At 68.1% G+C, this 15930-nt stretch carries 14 protein-coding genes and 2 pseudogenes; 4 read left to right on the top strand and 12 right to left on the bottom strand.

Going from position 1 to position 15930, the window contains the following annotated elements; all coding sequences use genetic code 11:
• The 6 genes and pseudogenes from APY03_RS09660 to APY03_RS09635 form a co-directional block, all read right to left on the bottom strand.
• The coding region (locus APY03_RS09660; RefSeq protein WP_232324213.1) for a molybdopterin-dependent oxidoreductase at window positions 1–1849 on the bottom strand (1849 nt) is incomplete at its 3' end.
• 71 nt (window positions 1850–1920) lie between these two features.
• Window positions 1921–2418: pseudogene (locus APY03_RS09655) on the bottom strand (CoxG family protein); the annotation flags it as partial.
• On the bottom strand, window positions 2408–2884 hold the full coding sequence (locus tag APY03_RS09650) for a (2Fe-2S)-binding protein (RefSeq protein ID WP_068676202.1): 477 nt from the start codon (window positions 2882–2884) through the stop codon (window positions 2408–2410). The pseudogene APY03_RS09655 and the gene APY03_RS09650, both read right to left, overlap by 11 nt.
• Window positions 2885–2942: 58 nt before the next feature.
• A complete protein-coding gene (locus APY03_RS09645) occupies window positions 2943–3815 on the bottom strand; it encodes an FAD binding domain-containing protein (RefSeq protein ID WP_068676200.1) in 873 nt (290 codons plus the stop codon).
• Window positions 3808–6099 carry a xanthine dehydrogenase family protein molybdopterin-binding subunit gene (locus tag APY03_RS09640; protein ID WP_068676198.1) on the bottom strand — a complete coding sequence of 764 codons (2292 nt, stop codon included), beginning with the start codon at window positions 6097–6099 and terminating at the stop codon, window positions 3808–3810. The genes APY03_RS09645 and APY03_RS09640 overlap by 8 nt, the downstream gene beginning before the upstream one ends.
• A 12-nt stretch (window positions 6100–6111) precedes the next feature.
• The gene (locus APY03_RS09635) at window positions 6112–7098 is read right to left on the bottom strand and encodes a Bug family tripartite tricarboxylate transporter substrate binding protein (RefSeq protein WP_068676196.1); all 987 of its coding nucleotides are present in this window, start codon (window positions 7096–7098) and stop codon (window positions 6112–6114) included.
• A 149-nt stretch (window positions 7099–7247) separates the two neighbouring features.
• On the opposite strand from APY03_RS09635, the gene APY03_RS09630 reads away from it, so the two are divergent.
• Window positions 7248–8054 (top strand): helix-turn-helix domain-containing protein, encoded by an 807-nt coding sequence (locus APY03_RS09630; RefSeq protein WP_232324212.1) that lies wholly within the window; start codon window positions 7248–7250, stop codon window positions 8052–8054.
• A 2-nt stretch (window positions 8055–8056) separates the two neighbouring features.
• Here the strand turns inward: APY03_RS09630 and kynA are convergent, their stop codons facing one another.
• From kynA to APY03_RS09605, 5 genes are all read right to left on the bottom strand, one after another.
• Entirely contained in the window at window positions 8057–8893 is an 837-nt protein-coding gene (gene kynA / locus APY03_RS09625; RefSeq protein ID WP_068676192.1) for a tryptophan 2,3-dioxygenase, read from the bottom strand.
• Window positions 8894–8964: 71 nt separating this feature from the next.
• A complete protein-coding gene (gene kynU / locus APY03_RS09620) occupies window positions 8965–10251 on the bottom strand; it encodes a kynureninase (protein ID WP_068676190.1) in 1287 nt (428 codons plus the stop codon).
• Window positions 10248–10886 (bottom strand): arylformamidase, encoded by a 639-nt coding sequence (gene kynB, locus APY03_RS09615; protein WP_068676188.1) that lies wholly within the window; start codon window positions 10884–10886, stop codon window positions 10248–10250. Before kynB ends, kynU begins: the two co-directional genes overlap by 4 nt.
• Before the next feature lie 84 nt (window positions 10887–10970).
• Complete coding sequence (gene argF / locus APY03_RS09610) at window positions 10971–11903, bottom strand: ornithine carbamoyltransferase (protein ID WP_068676186.1); 933 nt, start codon at window positions 11901–11903, stop codon at window positions 10971–10973.
• Entirely contained in the window at window positions 11900–13105 is a 1206-nt protein-coding gene (locus tag APY03_RS09605; RefSeq protein WP_068676184.1) for an aspartate aminotransferase family protein, read from the bottom strand. The genes argF and APY03_RS09605 overlap by 4 nt, the downstream gene beginning before the upstream one ends.
• 158 nt (window positions 13106–13263) lie before the next feature.
• On the opposite strand from APY03_RS09605, the gene APY03_RS09600 reads away from it, so the two are divergent.
• Window positions 13264–13596 carry a DUF3579 domain-containing protein gene (locus APY03_RS09600; RefSeq protein ID WP_068676182.1) on the top strand — a complete coding sequence of 111 codons (333 nt, stop codon included), beginning with the start codon at window positions 13264–13266 and terminating at the stop codon, window positions 13594–13596.
• A gap of 111 nt (window positions 13597–13707) precedes the next feature.
• On the opposite strand, the gene rpsT is transcribed toward APY03_RS09600, so the two are convergent.
• Window positions 13708–14019 carry a 30S ribosomal protein S20 gene (gene rpsT / locus APY03_RS09595; protein ID WP_068676180.1) on the bottom strand — a complete coding sequence of 104 codons (312 nt, stop codon included), beginning with the start codon at window positions 14017–14019 and terminating at the stop codon, window positions 13708–13710.
• Window positions 14020–14137: 118 nt separating this feature from the next.
• Here rpsT and murJ point away from each other — a divergent pair, with 118 nt between their 5' ends.
• Window positions 14138–15703, top strand: coding sequence for a murein biosynthesis integral membrane protein MurJ (gene murJ, locus APY03_RS09590; protein WP_068676178.1), 1566 nt, complete (start codon window positions 14138–14140; stop codon window positions 15701–15703).
• Window positions 15704–15757: 54 nt separating this feature from the next.
• Window positions 15758–15930, top strand: a pseudogene (locus APY03_RS43520) (transglutaminase); the annotation flags it as partial.

Genomic DNA, 15930 nt, shown 5'->3' with positions numbered 1-15930 from the left:
GCCACTCGGCGGGCTCCTGCCATGCCGGATGTGGCGGGCAGTCCGCATACCGATAGCCCGCGATGGTGCTCGAAAAGATCTCGATCCGCCCCGACGGTGTGGACAGCGGGTGCGCGGCGGGATCGCGCCGGAAGTCGTCGAGCAGGACCTTGGCCTCGGATGGCGTTGGAAACTCGTATGCCCCTGCTTCCCAGAATGCCTGGAATTCCGGCGGGTCGAAGCCGAGGGCCCGGGCTCGCGCACGCGCGCCGTCGTACATGTGCTTCAGCCATCCGAACTCGGCCCGCCCCTCCGTGTAGGCTGGGCCGAAGCCCAGGCGGGCCGCCAGGCTCGCCATGATGTCGAAGTCGTTGCGCGCCTGGCCCACGGGCTCGATCACCTGCTTCATCGCGATCCAGAAGGGCGTGTACTCCTGCGCGAGGATGTCGTTGCGCTCCATCGTGGTGGTCGCCGGAAGCACGATGTCCGCATGCTTGGCGGCCGGGTTCCACCATGGCTCGTGGACGATCACCGTGTCCGGCCGCTGCCAGGCCTCCAGGAACCGGTTGAGGTTGCCGTTGTGATGGAAGGGATTGCCTCCGATCGAGTACAGCAGCTTGATGTCCGGGTAGGTGATGGTCTTGCCGTCGTACTCGATCGTCGCGCCCGGGCGCAGCAGCATGTCGCCGACGCGTCCGACCGGCACATAGGCCTTCACGGGATTGGGGCCCAGCGGTAGCGTCGGCCGCGGAAGGTCGTCATGGTGCGGCCTTGTCGTGCCGTTGACCGCGCCGAAGCCCAGGCTGAAGCCGCGTCCCGGCAGCCCGATCTGGCCGAGCATGGCCGCCAGCGTGATCGTCATCCAGACCGGCTGCTCCCCGTGGTCGGCACGCTGGATCGACCAACTGGTCGTGATGAGGGTGCGCGAGCGGGCCATCGTTCTCGCCAGCCCTTCGATCGCCTCCGTCGGCACCTCGGTGATGCGGCTCGCCCAGCGCGCGTCCTTGGGCTGGCCATCCTTGCGTCCCATGAGATAAGCCTCGAATCGCTCGTAGCCCTCGCAGTGCGTCGCGAGGAAGGCGCGGTCGCACAGGTCTTCCGTCTCCAGGGTGTGCGCGATGCCCAGCATCAGGGCGACGTCGGTGTTGGGACGCAGTGGAACCCACTCGGCCTTCACCTCCGCAGGCAGGTCCTGGCGCGATGGGCTGATGTTGACGAAGCGAATGTCTGCCGCGCGAGCGCGCTTGAACCAGTCCGGGCTCTCGTGCGCCACGGCGCCGCCAGCATCGATCTGGGTGTTCTTCAGCGAGGCACCGCCGAACATGATCACCAGCTCGGCCGACGCCACCACGTCGGGCCAGGGCACCACCATCTCCGTGATGTCTGAGCGGCCCAGGACGTAGGGGGCGATCTGCAGCGCGGCCCCGAAGCTGTGGTTGCCGCGCTTGTCGACGTAGCCGCCATGCAGACCGAGGAAGCGCTTGAGGACGCTGGGGGAATGATGGAGGCGCCCGGCACTGGCCCATCCGTAAGACCCACCATAGATCGCTTCGTTACCGAATCGGGACTTGACGCGCGCCAGCTCGCCGGCGACCAGGTCCAGCGCCTCGTCCCAGCCGACGGGAACGAAGGGCTCGCCGCCCCGCTTGCGCGTCTTCTCGCGTTGGAGGTAGCCTGCGCGGACATGGGGCTGGGTGATCCGCAGCGGGCTGCGAACAGTCTCCGGCAAGCTCGCCACGTACTTCGACGGATGCGGGTCGGCCTTGAATGGCGTGGTCCTGACGATCTGGCCGCGCGGATCGATCTCGACGTTGTAGACGCCCCAGTGGGAGGCTGTCTGGATCGTTCGATGGCCGGGAGGCGTGTTCATCTTCATTCCTTTGTCGCCGGCTGCAGGCGGTCGCGCAGGCGCAACCACCAGCCGACGCTCTCCGGCGGCAGCGGTGCGGCTTCCGCCTCCAGGGCGTTTGGTGTCCCGGTCGGTTGCTCCTGCTGCGACTCGATCCGCTTCGCCAGGTTCTGCCCGAACTCATCCCACATGCGGTCGGCCTTGGTCTTCATGACACCGAGGCCGAAGCTGCCCAGCCGACCCAGCACGTCGACCTTCACCTTCATGCGCAGCTCGGTGCTGCCGTCGGCCTGTTCGGCCAGGAACATCTCGCTCTGCTGCTTGAGCGAGCTGGCCACCGAGGCGTCCTCGCCGGTACCTTCGCAGCGCAAATAGCATGGCGCGCGTTGCTCGAGAATGGTCGTCCTCAGCTTGAACTTCGCGCTTATGAAGGCAATCTTCACCGCCATCAGCGCCTTGTACTCGGTGGGACTCACCACCTCGATCGACTGCATGCCGGGAACGCAGCCGCCCATCACCTCGGGGTCCAGCAGCAGCGCCCAGATCCGCGCGGGCGGTGCGGCAAAGGTCAGGGTCTTTTCAATTTCCATGCATCTTCTCCGCGGCGTCCAGAACGGACTCCACAATCTGGCTGTAGCCGGTGCAGCGGCACAGGTTGCCGTTGAGGCCGTGGCGCACCTCGCGCTCCGATGGTGCGGGGTTGTGTGCCAGCAGCGCGCACGAGGCGATCAGGAAGCCCGGCGTGCAGTAGCCGCACTGGAGCCCACCGCAGCGCATGAACGCCTCCTGCAAAGGGTGCAGCCGGTCATCCTGCGCCAGCCCTTCCACCGTGGTGACGGCGCAGCCGTCCGCGTGCACCGCCAGCGACAGGCAGGACTTCACGACCTGGCCGTCGATCAGCACCGAGCAGGCACCGCAGACGCCGGTCTCGCAGCCGCGCTTGGTGCCCGTCAGGTGTAGATCGTCGCGCAGGAAGTCGGACAGCAGCCTGCGCGCGGGGACGTCCGCCTCCTGCCGCTGCCCGTTGACGACCAGGGCGATGGTGTGATGACTCATTGGATAACCTCCGCCCTGCGGGCTGTGGTGCTATTCGCCTTCGGAACGGCGGTGTGGCTCATTTGTTTTCTCCAGTCAGGCCGAACAGGTCGGCGATGGTCCGGCGGCAGGCGACCCTCACCATGTCGCGCCGGAAATTGGCGCTCCCGCGGATGTCCGAGATGGGTTCGATGTCGGCGGCAACGATGTCGGCGGCCTCCGTGGCCACGACCTCAGTGATCGTTCGGCCGCGGAGGAATTCCTCGGCGCGGGCGAGCCGGCGCGGAACGGGCACCGACGCGCCCACGACCAGCCTCGCCTCGCGACACTGCGTGCCCTCGCGCCGCGTCATCAGCGACACGCTGGCGAGCGGCCTGTGCTCCGCGGCCGTGCGCAGGAAACGCGCGTAGCGGCCGTCGGCATCGCAGGGCGGTGCCGGCACGCGGATCTCCACCACCAGCTCGTCGGGCTCGAGCGCGGTCACGTAGTAGTCCACCAGGAACTCCTCGATCGGGAGGACCCGCTCGCCGCGCGCGCTGCCCAGGACCAACTGCGCGCCGTGCGCCATCAAGCAGCCGGGCGGGTCGGTGGCAGGGTCGGCATAGCAGAGATTGCCGCCCAGCGTGCCCTGGTTGCGAACCTGCGGGTTGGCGACCTGCGAGGCCATCGCCGCGAGCATCGGGTAGTGGCGCCGGACGAGATCGGAGCGTGCCAGCTCGGCATGCTTGACCAGCGCGCCGATGCGCAGCCCCTCGCGCTCATCGAAGGAAATGCCGCGCAGCCCCTCGATCTGCATGGCCGAGACCACGTGGGACGGCGCCGCCATGCGCTGGCGCATGGCCAGCAGCAAGGCCGTGCCGCCGGCCATCACCCGGCAATCGTCCCCCAGATCGGCGAGCATGCGGCTCGCCTCGGTCACCGTGCGCGGCTGCAGGAAGTCGAACTCATGCATGGCGCGGCTCCCCGCGCCGGCGCAGCGCGGCCAGCAACTTCTCGGGCGTGATCGGCAGTTCCGTGATGCGGACGCCGACCGCATCGAAGACGGCGTTGGCGATGGCAGCCGGGCCGGGCAGGATCGCCGTTTCGCTCGCGCCCTTGGCGCCATAGGGGCCATGGGGGTCGTTCGATTCCACGATGCCGCTGCGCAGCATGGGCAGCGCGTCGGACGTGGCCATGGTGTAGTCGGCGAAGTTGCCGTTGGCAATGCGGCCGTCCTCCAGTTGCAGGCGCTCGTACAGCGTCCAGCCGATCGCCTGCGCGGCAGCGCCGTTGCTCTGCCCGTGGACTGCCTGCGGATTGAGGGCCCTTCCACAGTCGTCGGACACGAAGCTGTCGACAAGAGTGACCTGTCCGGTCTCGGTGTCGACTTCGACCTCGACCACCTGCGCAGCGAAGGAGTAGGCCGGCGCGATGTTGCCCATGAGGGTCTTCTTGTCGAACATCTCGGTCCTGGCATCCCAGGTGCCGATGACCTGGATGCCTTCACCGCCCTGGCGCCAGAGGCGCGCGCGCGCCAGCTCGGCCAGCGTGAGGCTGCGTTGCGGCGTTGCGCGCACATGCACCGTGCCCCCCGCGCATTGCAGCTCGCCGGCCGGGGCCTGCAGCATTGCTGCGGCTTGCGCGAGCAGCTTGTCGCGCGCGGCGCGCGCCGCCACGATGGCCGCATTGCCTGCTGCCATGGTGACGCGCGAGGCGAGCGAGCCGATGCACCAGGGCGAGCTGTCGGTGTCGGGCGGCGCGACGTGGACATGCGCAAGCGGGATGTCGAGCTCGTGCGCCACGACCTGCGACAGCATGGTCATGGCTCCCTGGCCCATGTCCGCTTCGCTGCTATGAAGGATGACACGGCCGTCCTCGTCGATCTTCAGCATCACGCTGGAGCCGTCCCAGTCGCCGATGGTCCGGTTGCCGCTCACGTGCATGGCCGCGGCCAAGCCGAGCCCGCGCCGCTTCGCGCCTTTCACGGCGTTGCGGCTGCGCCTGGCGCTCCAGCCGATCGCGTCGGCGCATTGCGTGAGGCATTCGAGCAGTCCGGTGCTGCCGATCTTCCAGCCGTGCACCGAGGTCTCGCCTCGCTCGATCGCGTTGAGCCGGTGGACCTCCAGCGGATCGAGGTCCAGCTGGCGCGCCATGGTGTCGATGTGGCTGTTCAGAGCGAACAGCATCTGCGTGCCGCCGAAGCCGCGAAAGGCCCCGTGCGGCGGTGTGTGCGTGTAGACCAGCGTCGCGTGCGAGCGCACGTTCCCGTTGCGGTGCATGTTGTCGCTGCGCATCGCGCTGACATGCATGACTTCCGCCGACAAGCCGCTGTAGGCGCCGCAGTCGGCGACGATGCGCACGTCCTTGGCAACGATCCGGCCCTCGCGGTCCATGCCGAGGCGGAGGGTGATGTGCTCGGGCACGCTGGTGGCGCAGGCGAGGAAATCTTCCAGCCGCGTGTTGACGAGCCGTACCGGACTGCCGGTGCGCAGCGCCAGCAGTCCGGCGATCAGGCTGTTGGCGTCCTCGATGATCTTGCCGCCGAAGCCGCCGCCGGTGGTCGCCTGGATGACGCGCACGCGGGAGACCGGCAGTTCGAGCACAGCGGCCAGGCGGGCGCGCACCAGGAACGCGGACTGCGTCGAGGTCCACACCTGCAGGCGGCCGTCGGCGTCGACCGCCGCCACGGAGGCCATCGGCTCCATGTAGCCGGGGTATTGCGCATGCGTGGTGTAGGTCGCCTCATGCACCAGGTGGGCCTGCGCGAAGCCCGCATCCACGTCGCCGCGCTCGAAGCGGATCTCGTGCGAGATGTTGCCGGCGCGGCCGGGATGGACCGGCGGTGCCTGCGGGGCCAGCGCCTCGTCGGGCGTGAGGAGGGCGGGCAGTTCCTCGTACTCGACCTGGATCAGGTCCAGCGCGTCGCGCGCGATCTCTTCGCTCGTCGCGGCAACGGCGGCCACTTCCTCGCCGGCGAAGCGCACCACGTCGCGTGCGAGCGTGAGCCGCTCCTTGTGGTGGACGCCCCAGGGCACCGGCGGCCCGTCGGCGCCCGTCACGACCGCCTTCACGCCGGGCAGCGCGAGTGCCTGCGTCGCGTCGATGTGCACGATGCGGGCATGCGGATAGGGGCTGCGCAGCACCTTGCCGTGCAGCATGCCGGGGAATTGGATGTCGCCGGCGTACAGAGCGCGTCCCGTGACCTTGGAGCGCGCATTGACCTGGGGCACCGAGGTGCCCAGCGTGGAAGCACTCATGGGAGCCCCGCCTCAGTCGGCCGTGATGGCCAGGTCCTTGATCAGCTTGCCCATCACTTGATATTCGGTGGCATTGGTCTTCGCCAGCACCTCGGGTGCGCCGCCGACCGGCTGGGCACCGAAGGTCGCCAGCTTGCTCACCACCTCGGGCGACTTGATGATCTCGTTCAGATGGCCGTTGAGCAGGCGCACGACCTCCATCGGCGTGCCCTTGGGAGCAAAGAACCCGTTCCAGGCGCCGACAACGACGTCCCTGTAGCCCAGTTCGGCAAGCGTAGCCACCTGGGGCGCGAGCGGCGAACGGGTGGCATCGCCGATCGCCAGGGGAAGGAGCCGGCCTTGGCTGGTGTACTGGCTCACGACGCCGAGCGTCACCCAGGCCGTGTCGACATGGCCGGCGACGACGTCGTTGACCGATGGGGCGACGCCACGGTACGGCACATGCGTGATCTTCACGCCGGCAGCGCGGTTGAGCCATTCACCCGCGATGTGCATCGGCGAGCCGGCGCCCGGGGAGGCGTAGCTGAGCGTCCTGCCGGAGCGGGCCAGCGCGACCATCTCCGGCACCGACTTCGCGCCGACCCCCGGGTGGGCCACCAGCACGAGGGGCTGGGTCGCGATCTGGATGATCGGCTCGAACCCGTGCAGCACGTCATAGCTGGCGGCGGGCGACAGGCGCAGCACCATTGGCGCGGTAGTGAAAGGGTTGGGCGTGAAAAGCAGCGTGTAGCCGTCGTGCGCCGCGCGGCCGACGAACGAGTTGCCGAGCGTGCCGCCCGCGCCCGGCTTGTTGTCCACGATCACCGGCTGCTTCAGGCGCTGCGCCAGGCGCTCGGCGAGCATGCGTGCGATCGAGTCGGTGTCGCTGCCGGGTGGGTAGGACACGATGATGGAGATCGGCTTCGCGGGATAAGTCGCCTGGGCCGTGGCGGGTGCGATGGCGAGGCCGCAGGCGAGCGCGAGGGCGCCGAGCGTGAGCTGTCGTCGAAGGGCTTTCATGAGGGTGTCTCCTGGGCTCGGGCCCGCTGTGATGGGATGAAGGAAGCGAGCGAATTCTGTGGGCCGTGCCCCAGTGCAGCCAGACATAATTTCACTCAATGAACCAATTGCGTCGCGACAGTTTCCGCAGCGCCGGGCCCGCGCCCGGCGTGAAGTCGATCACCGCACTGCGCCGCGGGCTCGATGTGTTCTGGTCCATCCAGCAGTCGTCCGCCGCCACGCTGGCGGACCTGCACCGCCAGACCTCGCTGTCGAAGGCCACGTTGCTGCGCATCCTGAGGACGTTGCAGGAGGCCGGGTGGATCGAGCGCAACGAGATCGAGAACCGCTATGTGCCAGCGGCCAGCCCCGGCGACTCGGGACTTGCCCTGGAATGGCGCACCCGACTTTCCGCGCTCGCGACGCAACCGCGGGAGCAGTTGCAGCGGGTCGTCCCCTGGCCGACCGACCTCGCGGTGCTGGACGGGCTCGCGATGCTGATCCTCGACACCCACCGGCCGATCAACGGGCTCGCGGTCAACTACCGCGTGCTCGGCTTTCGCCCGCGGCTGCTGCTCTCGTCGCTCGGGCGCTGCTACCTCGCGTTCTGCCCGGAAGCCGAACGGCGCAGGCTGCTGGGAGGGCTGGCGCGTTCGCCCTACGAGGTCGACCGAGCCGCCTTGAAGGCGCATGGTGCCGCCGACTGGCCCGCCCGCTACCGGGCGCAGGGATATGCATCGCGCGACCCGAGTCCGACGAGCCTGGATTCGCCGGAGCGATTCGGCGCCATCTCGGTGCCGATTCAGCTCGGGGATGTGGTGGTGGGCTGCATCAGTTGCGCGTGGCTGCCGGCGGTTGCGACCGAGCAGGAGGTCGTGAAGCGCCATCTCCGCGATCTGAAGGCGGCCGCGCAGGCCGTCCAGAACCGTCTGGCAACGGCGAAGTTTCCAGCGGTGCCGCCGGGCCGATCAGGCTAGAACTAGAGATCCGTGCGCAGCTTCCAGATCTCGGGGAAGAGCACCACGTCGAGCATCTTGCGCAGGTAGCTCACGCCGCCCGTGCCGCCGGTGCCGCGCTTGAAGCCGATCACGCGCTCCACGGTGGTCACGTGGCGGAAGCGCCAGAGGCGGAATGCGTCTTCCAGGTCGGTCAGCTCCTCGCCCAACTGGTAGAGATCCCAGTGCTGCTTCGGGTCGCGGTAGACGGTCAGCCAGACCTGCTCCACGCCGTCGCTGCATTCGTACGGCCGGGTCCAGTCACGCTCGACGTGGTCGGCCGGGATGGCGAAGCCCCGGCGCGCCAGCAGGCGCAGCGCCTCGTCGTAGAGCGAGGGCGCGCGCCAGGCCGCCTCGACCTCGGCCAGCAGCTCGGGCCGGTGCGCATGGGGCTTGAGCATGGCGGCGTTCTTGTTGCCGAGTGCGAACTCGATGCATCGGTACTGCCAGCTCTGGAAGCCGCTGGAGCTGCCGAGGTAGGGCCGCATCGCGCTGTACTCGGGCGGCGTCATGGTGGCCAGCACATCCCAGGCATGCACCAGCTGCTCCATGATGCGCGAGACGCGCGCCAGCATCTTGAAGGCACTCGCAAGCTCGTCCTCGGCGACGCAGCGGATCGCGGCGCGCAGCTCGTGCAGCATCAGCTTCATCCACAGCTCGCTGGTCTGGTGCTGCACGATGAAGAGCATCTCGTCGTGCGCCGGCGAGCGTGGGTGCTGGGCGTTGAGGATGGCGTCGAGGCTGAGGTAGTCGCTATAGCTCATCGAGGCGCTGAAGTCGAGCTGCGCCTTTTCCTCGTGGACGATCTTTTCGGTGCTCATTCAAAAACCTCCGCCTTCGGCTACGGTGCCATTCGCCTTCGGAGCGGCCGTGCAGTTCATGATCGCTCCCTTCAGGTCACGGCGAGCTTCTGGTTGAACTCCGGCCGCTTCCATTCCTCGCGTTCCAGCACCTGCACCAGGTGCTCGACGGCGTTCCAGACGTCCTCGAAACCCAGGTAGAGGGGGGTAAAGCCAAAGCGCAGGATGTCCGGAGTCCGGGCGTCGCCGGCACGGAAGTCGCCGATCACGCCGCGGGCGATCAGCGCCTGCACGATGGCGTAGGCGCCGGGTCCGCTGTCGGCGAGCGCGAGGCAGACTTGCGAGCCACGCCGGGCATGCTCGCGAGGCGTGACCAGCGCAAAGCGGCCTGGGCAGCGCTCCTCGACCAGGGCGATGAACGCATCGGTCAGGGCCAGAGACTTGGCGCGCAGTGCCGCCATGCCGCCGCGGCCGCCGTCGAAAGGCTCGGCCGCGAGCACCGAATCGATCCCGCATTCCAGTGCAGACAGCGCGATGATGGGCTGGGTCCCGCAGAGGTAGCGTGTCACGCCCGGCGCGGGCCGGTAGTGCGGCGTGAACTCGAAGGGCGCCGCATGGCCGAACCAGCCCGACAGGGGCTGCTCGAAACGGCTCGCATGCCTCTTATGCACCCACACGAAGGCCGGCGCGCCCGGGCCGCCATTGAGGTATTTGTAGCCGCATCCAACGGCATAGTCGGCCTCGCTGTCGTTGAGCTCGACCGGCACCGCGCCCGCGCTGTGCGCGAGATCCCAGACCGTGAGCGCGCCGGCCCCATGGGCGGCGGCGGTGAGCGCCTTCATGTCGTGCATCGCGCCGGTGCGGTAGTTGACGTGCGTCAGCATCAGCACCGCGACCTGGTCGTCCAGCACGGCGGGCAACTCGCTTTCGTCGATCAGCTTCAGCGTGAAGCCGCGCTCGCGGCACAGCGATTCCGCGATGTAGAGATCGGTCGGGAAGTTGCTGCGCTCGCTGACCACGACGCGGCGGCCGCTGGGCTTCATCTGCGAGAGGGCGGCGAACAGCACCTTGTAGAGATTGACCGAGGTGCCGTCGGTGCAGACGACCTCGCCCGGGGCGGCACCGATCAGGCGGGCCAGCTTGTCGCCCAGGCGCTGCGGCAGGTCGATCCAGCGCGCGCTGTTCCAGGAACGGATCAGGCCTTCGCCCCACTCGTGGGCGACTACTTCGGCAACGCGCGAAGGCGTGGCCCTGGGCAGCACGCCGAGCGAGTTGCCGTCCAGGTAGATCACGCCCTCGGGCAGGATGAATCGGCCGCGCAGCGCGGCGAGAGGGTCTTCGGCATCGAGGCGCCGGCAATCGTCGAGGGTCATGGTCATGGGGCAGCGAGCTCGCGCAGCACCGCGCGAACAGGGGAAGCGTCGGCCGTCACCAGCTTGAGCGGCAGCGCGATGAGTTCGTAGTCGCCCTCGGGCACCGCGTCGAGCACGAGGTTCTCGAGCACGCGCAGGCCCAGGCGGCGGATCACCTGGTGGCTGTCGAGGGTCTTGCTGTCGGCAGGGTCGATGCTGGCTGTGTCGATGCCGATGAGCTTCACGCCCATTGCCGCGAGGCGCTCGATGGTGGCGGGCGCGTAGGCCGCGAGCGCGCCGTCCCAGCGGTCGACGGGGGCGCGTTCATAGGTGCGCACCAGTACGCGCGGCGGCAGCCGGTGCACGGCATGCGCCATGTGCGCCCACTCGATCAGCGGCCCGCGCGCGATCGCGTGGATGACGCGGCAGGGACCGAGGTAGGGAGAGAGGTCCACCGCGCCGATGGTCGCGCCTTCAGGGTCGTAGTGCAGCGGCGCATCGGCGTGGGCGCCGACGTGCGGGGAGAGGGTGATTTCGCTGACATTGACCGGGCAGCCCGGCGCGATGGTCGCGGCCCAGCGCTGGCGATAGGGCGTGTCGCCGGGAAATACCGGCGCGCCTTCATGCACCGGCGGCGAGATGTCCCAGATGCGTTGGTTCATGGCGCGAACTTAGCGCCGTGAACAGGGTCGTGGTGTCGGTTATTTCCAACAGAACGCAAACATCGGCAAAGGCGCCGATCGGCGTCAGCCGGGCTGGCGGCCGAGCAGCAGGAACTCCATCAGCGCCTTCTGCGCGTGCAGGCGGTTCTCGGCCTCGTCCCAGACCACCGACTGCGGGCCGTCGATGACCTCGGCCTGCACTTCCTCGCCGCGATGGGCGGGCAGGCAGTGCATGAAGAGGGCATCGGGCTGAGCCGCGCGCATCATTTCCTCGTCCACGCACCAGTCGGCGAAGGCGGCGCGGCGGGCCTCGTTCTCGGCCTCGTAGCCCATGCTGGTCCAGACGTCGGTGGTCACCAGGTCGGCGCCGCGGCAGGCTTCCATCGGGTCCTTGAAGACCTGGTAGCTGTCGGCCGAGCGGATGCCGGCGATCGACTGGTCGACCTCGTAGCCGCTGGGCGTGCTCACGTGCACCTTGAAGCCCAGTATCTCGCTGGCCTGCAGCCAGGTGTTGGCCATGTTGTTGCCGTCGCCGACCCAGGCCACCGTCCTCCCCTTGATCGAGCCGCGGTGCTCGATGTAGGTGAAGATGTCGGCCAGGATCTGGCAGGGGTGGAACTCGTTGGTCAGGCCGTTGATCACCGGCACGCGCGAGTGCGCGGCGAAGGCCTCGATCTTGGTCTGCTCGTAGGTGCGGATCATCACCAGGTCGACCATGCGGCTGATGACCTTGGCGCTGTCCTCGATCGGCTCGGCGCGGCCCAGCTGGCTGTCGCCGGTGGTCAGGTGCACCACGCTGCCGCCGAGCTGGTACATGCCGGCCTCGAAGCTCACGCGGGTGCGCGTCGAGGCCTTCTCGAAGATCATGGCCAGGGTGCGGTCGGTGAGCGGCTGGTGCTTCTCGTAGGCCTTGAACTTCTTCTTGATCAGCGCGGCGCGTGCGAAGACGTAGGCGTACTCGTCGGCGGTGAAGTCCGAGAACTGGAGGTAGTGGCGCAACGCCGGGGCCGGGCTCATGGCGTGGCCTCTGCGAGGAAGGTCTTCACGATCGGCGCGAGGATGGCGACGATCTCGTCCGCTTCGGCCACGCTGAGGATCAGCGGCGGCACCAGGCGGATCACGCTGTCGGCGGTCACGCTCAGCAGCAGGCCGGCCTCGCAGGCGCGATTGAGGATCACGCCGCAGGGACGGTCGAGCTCGATGCCCAGCATCAGGCCTTGGCCGCGGATCTCCTTCACGCCGGGCAGGCCACCCAGTTCGCGCTCCAGCGCGCCCTTGAGGTGCGCGCCCACGTTGGCCGCGTTGTCGAGCAGCTTGTGCTCTTCCATGATGCGGATGGTCTCGATGCCGGCGCGCATCGCGAGCGGATTGCCGCCGAAGGTGGTGCCGTGGTTACCCGGGGCGAAGATGTTGGCGGCGCGCGGACCGGCCACCACCGCTCCGACCGGCACGCCCGAGCCCAGGCCCTTGGCCAGGGGCATCACATCCGGCTTGATGCCGGCCCACTGGTGTGCAAACCACTTGCCGGTGCGTCCCATGCCGCACTGCACCTCGTCGATCATCATCAGCCAGTCGCGCTCGTCGCAGAGCTGGCGGACCTGGCGCAGGTACTCCCAGCGCATGGGGTGGATACCGCCTTCGCCCTGGATGGTCTCGAAGAACACGGCCACCACGTTCGGGTTGCCCTCGGTCGCCTTCTTCAGTGCCTCCATGTCGTTGAGCGGCACGCGGATGAAGCCCTCGACCAGGGGCTCGAAGCCCTTCTGCACCTTCGGGTTGCCGGTGGCCGACAGGGTGGCAATGCTGCGGCCGTGGAACGCGGCCTCGTAGACCACGATCTCGGGGCGCTCGATGCCCTTGTCGTGTCCGAACTTGCGCGCGAGCTTGAGTGCGGCTTCGTTGGCCTCGAGGCCGGTGCAGCAGAAGAAGACGTTGGTGAGGCCCGAGAGCTCGGTGAGCTTGGCCGCCAGCTGCTCCTGGCCCGGCACGTGGTAGTAGTTGGAGCTGTGGATCAGCTTGGCGATCTGCTCCTGCAGAGCGGGCACCAGCTCGGGATGGTTGTGGCCCAGCGTGTTGACCGCGATGCCGCCCAGGCCGTCCAGGTAGGCTCGGCCCTCCGTGTCCCAGACTCGGCAGCCCTGGCCATGCGACAGAGCGATCGGGAGGCGGCCGTAGGTGTTCATGACATGGGGCGAGGAGGGGGCGGCAGTAGCGCTCATACGATCTCCGAAAAAGGAACAGGGATTCTAGGGTTGCGTTTCGGCAGCGTCGTTGACGATTGCGCATCACAGCAATGCTGCGCTCCGTGCCGCTCGCGGGACCGCCCGGATAGAATCCATTGTGCAGCGCAGCACCGCCTGCGTCCTCCGCGCAATCCATGGTTACCCCCTCCGCCAAACAAGTTTTCATCCAGGGCATCACCCAGGATGGCCGGACCTTTCGCCCGAGCGACTGGGCAGAGCGGTTGGCGGGCGTGATGTGCTCGTTCCGGCCGGGCGGGCCGCGGCCGGACAGCCACCTGAGCTATTCGCCCTGGTGCGTGCCGACGGTGATCAACGGCGTCAAGTGCGTGGTCGTCAGCGCCGAGTTGCGCGACGCCGAGGTCATGGCCTGGGACTTCGTGATGAACTTCGCCCGGGACAACAACCTGCAGGTGGCCGAGGCCTGCCTGGTACCCGACGCGACGCCCCCCGCAGAAAGCCGGAAGTAGGAATCACCCTCCCATGAAAAAACCGCCCGAAGGCGGTTTTTCACTTTGCTGCAGCGCACCCAGATCAAACGGCGGACTGGCGGGAGGCCGGCCCGGGCTTGCCTGAAGACGTCAGGCGGCGGCCTTTTCGGCGAGGGCCAGGGTCTTGACCTTGGCTGCCAGGCGGCTCTTGTCGCGAGCAGCCTTGTTCTTGTGGAAGATGCCCTTGTCGGCGATGGTGTCGACGATGCTCTGGGCCTTCGCGAAGAGTTCTGCCGCCTTGGTCTTGTCGCCGGCCACGACGGCCTTCTCGACATTCTTCACAGCGGTGCGGTACTTGGAGCGCAGCGAGGTGTTGGCGGCGTTGAGCTTGGTGTCCTGGCGGACGCGCTTGCGGCCCGACGCGAGGCGCGGGTTCTTCTTCTTGGGCTTGGTGGATGCCATGGATGGTGTTCCTTACGGTGTCTGCGGATGATGCGGCAAAGCCCTCGATTATAGGCGAGCGGCGACTGCCCGTCCCAGGGGCCGGGGAGAGCATGGGCAGCCACATACACTTCCGGCCGTGTCGCTCTTCAAATCCGCCTCCACCGTCTCCCTCCTGACGCTCGCTTCCCGCATCACCGGGCTCATCCGCGACGTACTCATGACCTCGGTGTTCGGCGTCAGCGCGATGACCGACGCGTTCTACGTCGCCTTCCGTATCCCGAACCTGTTCCGGCGCGTGTTCGGCGAGGGCGCCTTCAGCCAGGCCTTCGTGCCGGTGCTGGCGGCCACCAGGACCGAGAACGGCGAAGAGGGCGCCAAGGCACTGGTGGACCATGTGGGGACACTGCTGACCTGGACCCTCGTCCTGTTGTGCGTGGCGGGCGTGATCGGGGCGCCGCTGATGGTCTGGGCCATGGCCAGCGGCCTGCAGAAGAACCCGGAGAGCTTCGAGGCCGCCGTCGCCATGACGCGCTGGATGTTCCCCTACATCGGCTTCATGTCGCTCGTCGCCTTGGCCGGCGGCATCCTCAACACCTGGCGCAAGTTCGCCGTGCCGGCGGCCGCGCCGGTGCTGCTGAACGTTGCGCTGATCCTGTCCATCGTGGTCGGCGCGCCCTGGTTCCGACGCATGGGTATCGAGCCCATCTACGCGCAGTGCGCAGGCGTGATGGTGGGCGGGCTGCTCCAGCTGGCACTGCAGATTCCCGCGTTGCGCAGAGTCGGGATGATGCCGCGCATCGGCCTCGGCCTGGGCGCGATGCGCGCCGCCTGGGCCGACCCGGGCACGCGCCGCGTCGCGCGGCTGATGCTGCCCGCACTTATCGGCGTCAGCGTGGCGCAGATCTCGCTGCTGATCAACACGCAGATCGCCTCCCACCTCGCAACCGGCAGCGTGAGCTGGATCACCAACGCCGACCGGCTGATGGAGTTCCCCACCGCGCTGCTGGGCGTGGCGCTCGGCGTGGTGCTGATGCCCCAGCTCGCCAGTGCCCGGGCGGCCCAGGACGATGCTCGCTACTCCGCGATGCTCGACTGGGGGCTTCGCCTGGTCGTGATGCTGTCGGTGCCGTGCGCCCTCGCCCTGCTGGTCTTTTCGCGACCGCTGGTGGCCGTGCTGTTCCACAACGGTGCCTTCAACGACTTCCACGTGCAGCGCACCAGCCTGGCCTTGATGGGCTACGGCGTCGGGCTGGTGGGCCTGGTGGCCGTCAAGGTGCTGGCGCCGGGCTACTACGCCAAGCACGACACGCGAACGCCGATGCTGATCGCAGTGGCGGTCCTGGTGTTGACGCAACTGCTCAACGTCGTCCTGGTGCCGCTGCTTCAGCATGCGGCACTGACGCTCACCATCGCGATCGGTGCGTTGGTCAATTCGCTCTGGCTGCTCATCGGCCTGGTCCGCCGCGGCAGCTATCGCCCCGAGCCGGGCTGGGGCCGCTTCCTGCTGCAGGTGCTGGCGGGCACCGCTGCGCTGAGCGCCTTGCTGGTCTGGGGCAACCAGCACTTCGACTGGATCGGATTGCAGGCACAGCGCCTGCATCGCATTGGCCTGCTGGCGGCACTGGTGCTGGGCGGGGCCTTGCTGTACTTCGCGGTGCTGGCGCTCGTGGGCGTCAAGCTGCGCAGCCTGGTGCGCCGCTGATCCACGGCGCATGCCCTGCCTTGACGCTCGGCGCGGGCTCCTCTACAAAGACACATGACGTTCAGCTTCCAGGCGCCCACCGCACTCGAGTACTTCGAGTCGCTTGTCAAGAGCGACGACCACTTCCCGCTGCTGGAAGCCGCTGCCAGCCTGGCCCAGGACGAATACCCCGATCTCGACGTCCAGCAAGTGCTGGGCGATGTCGACCAGCTGCTCGCGCGCCTCAA

The organism is Variovorax sp. WDL1 (assembly GCF_001541225.1).
Classification (GTDB): domain Bacteria; phylum Pseudomonadota; class Gammaproteobacteria; order Burkholderiales; family Burkholderiaceae_C; genus Variovorax.
This window is presented reverse-complemented; position numbering and strand designations above follow the sequence as displayed.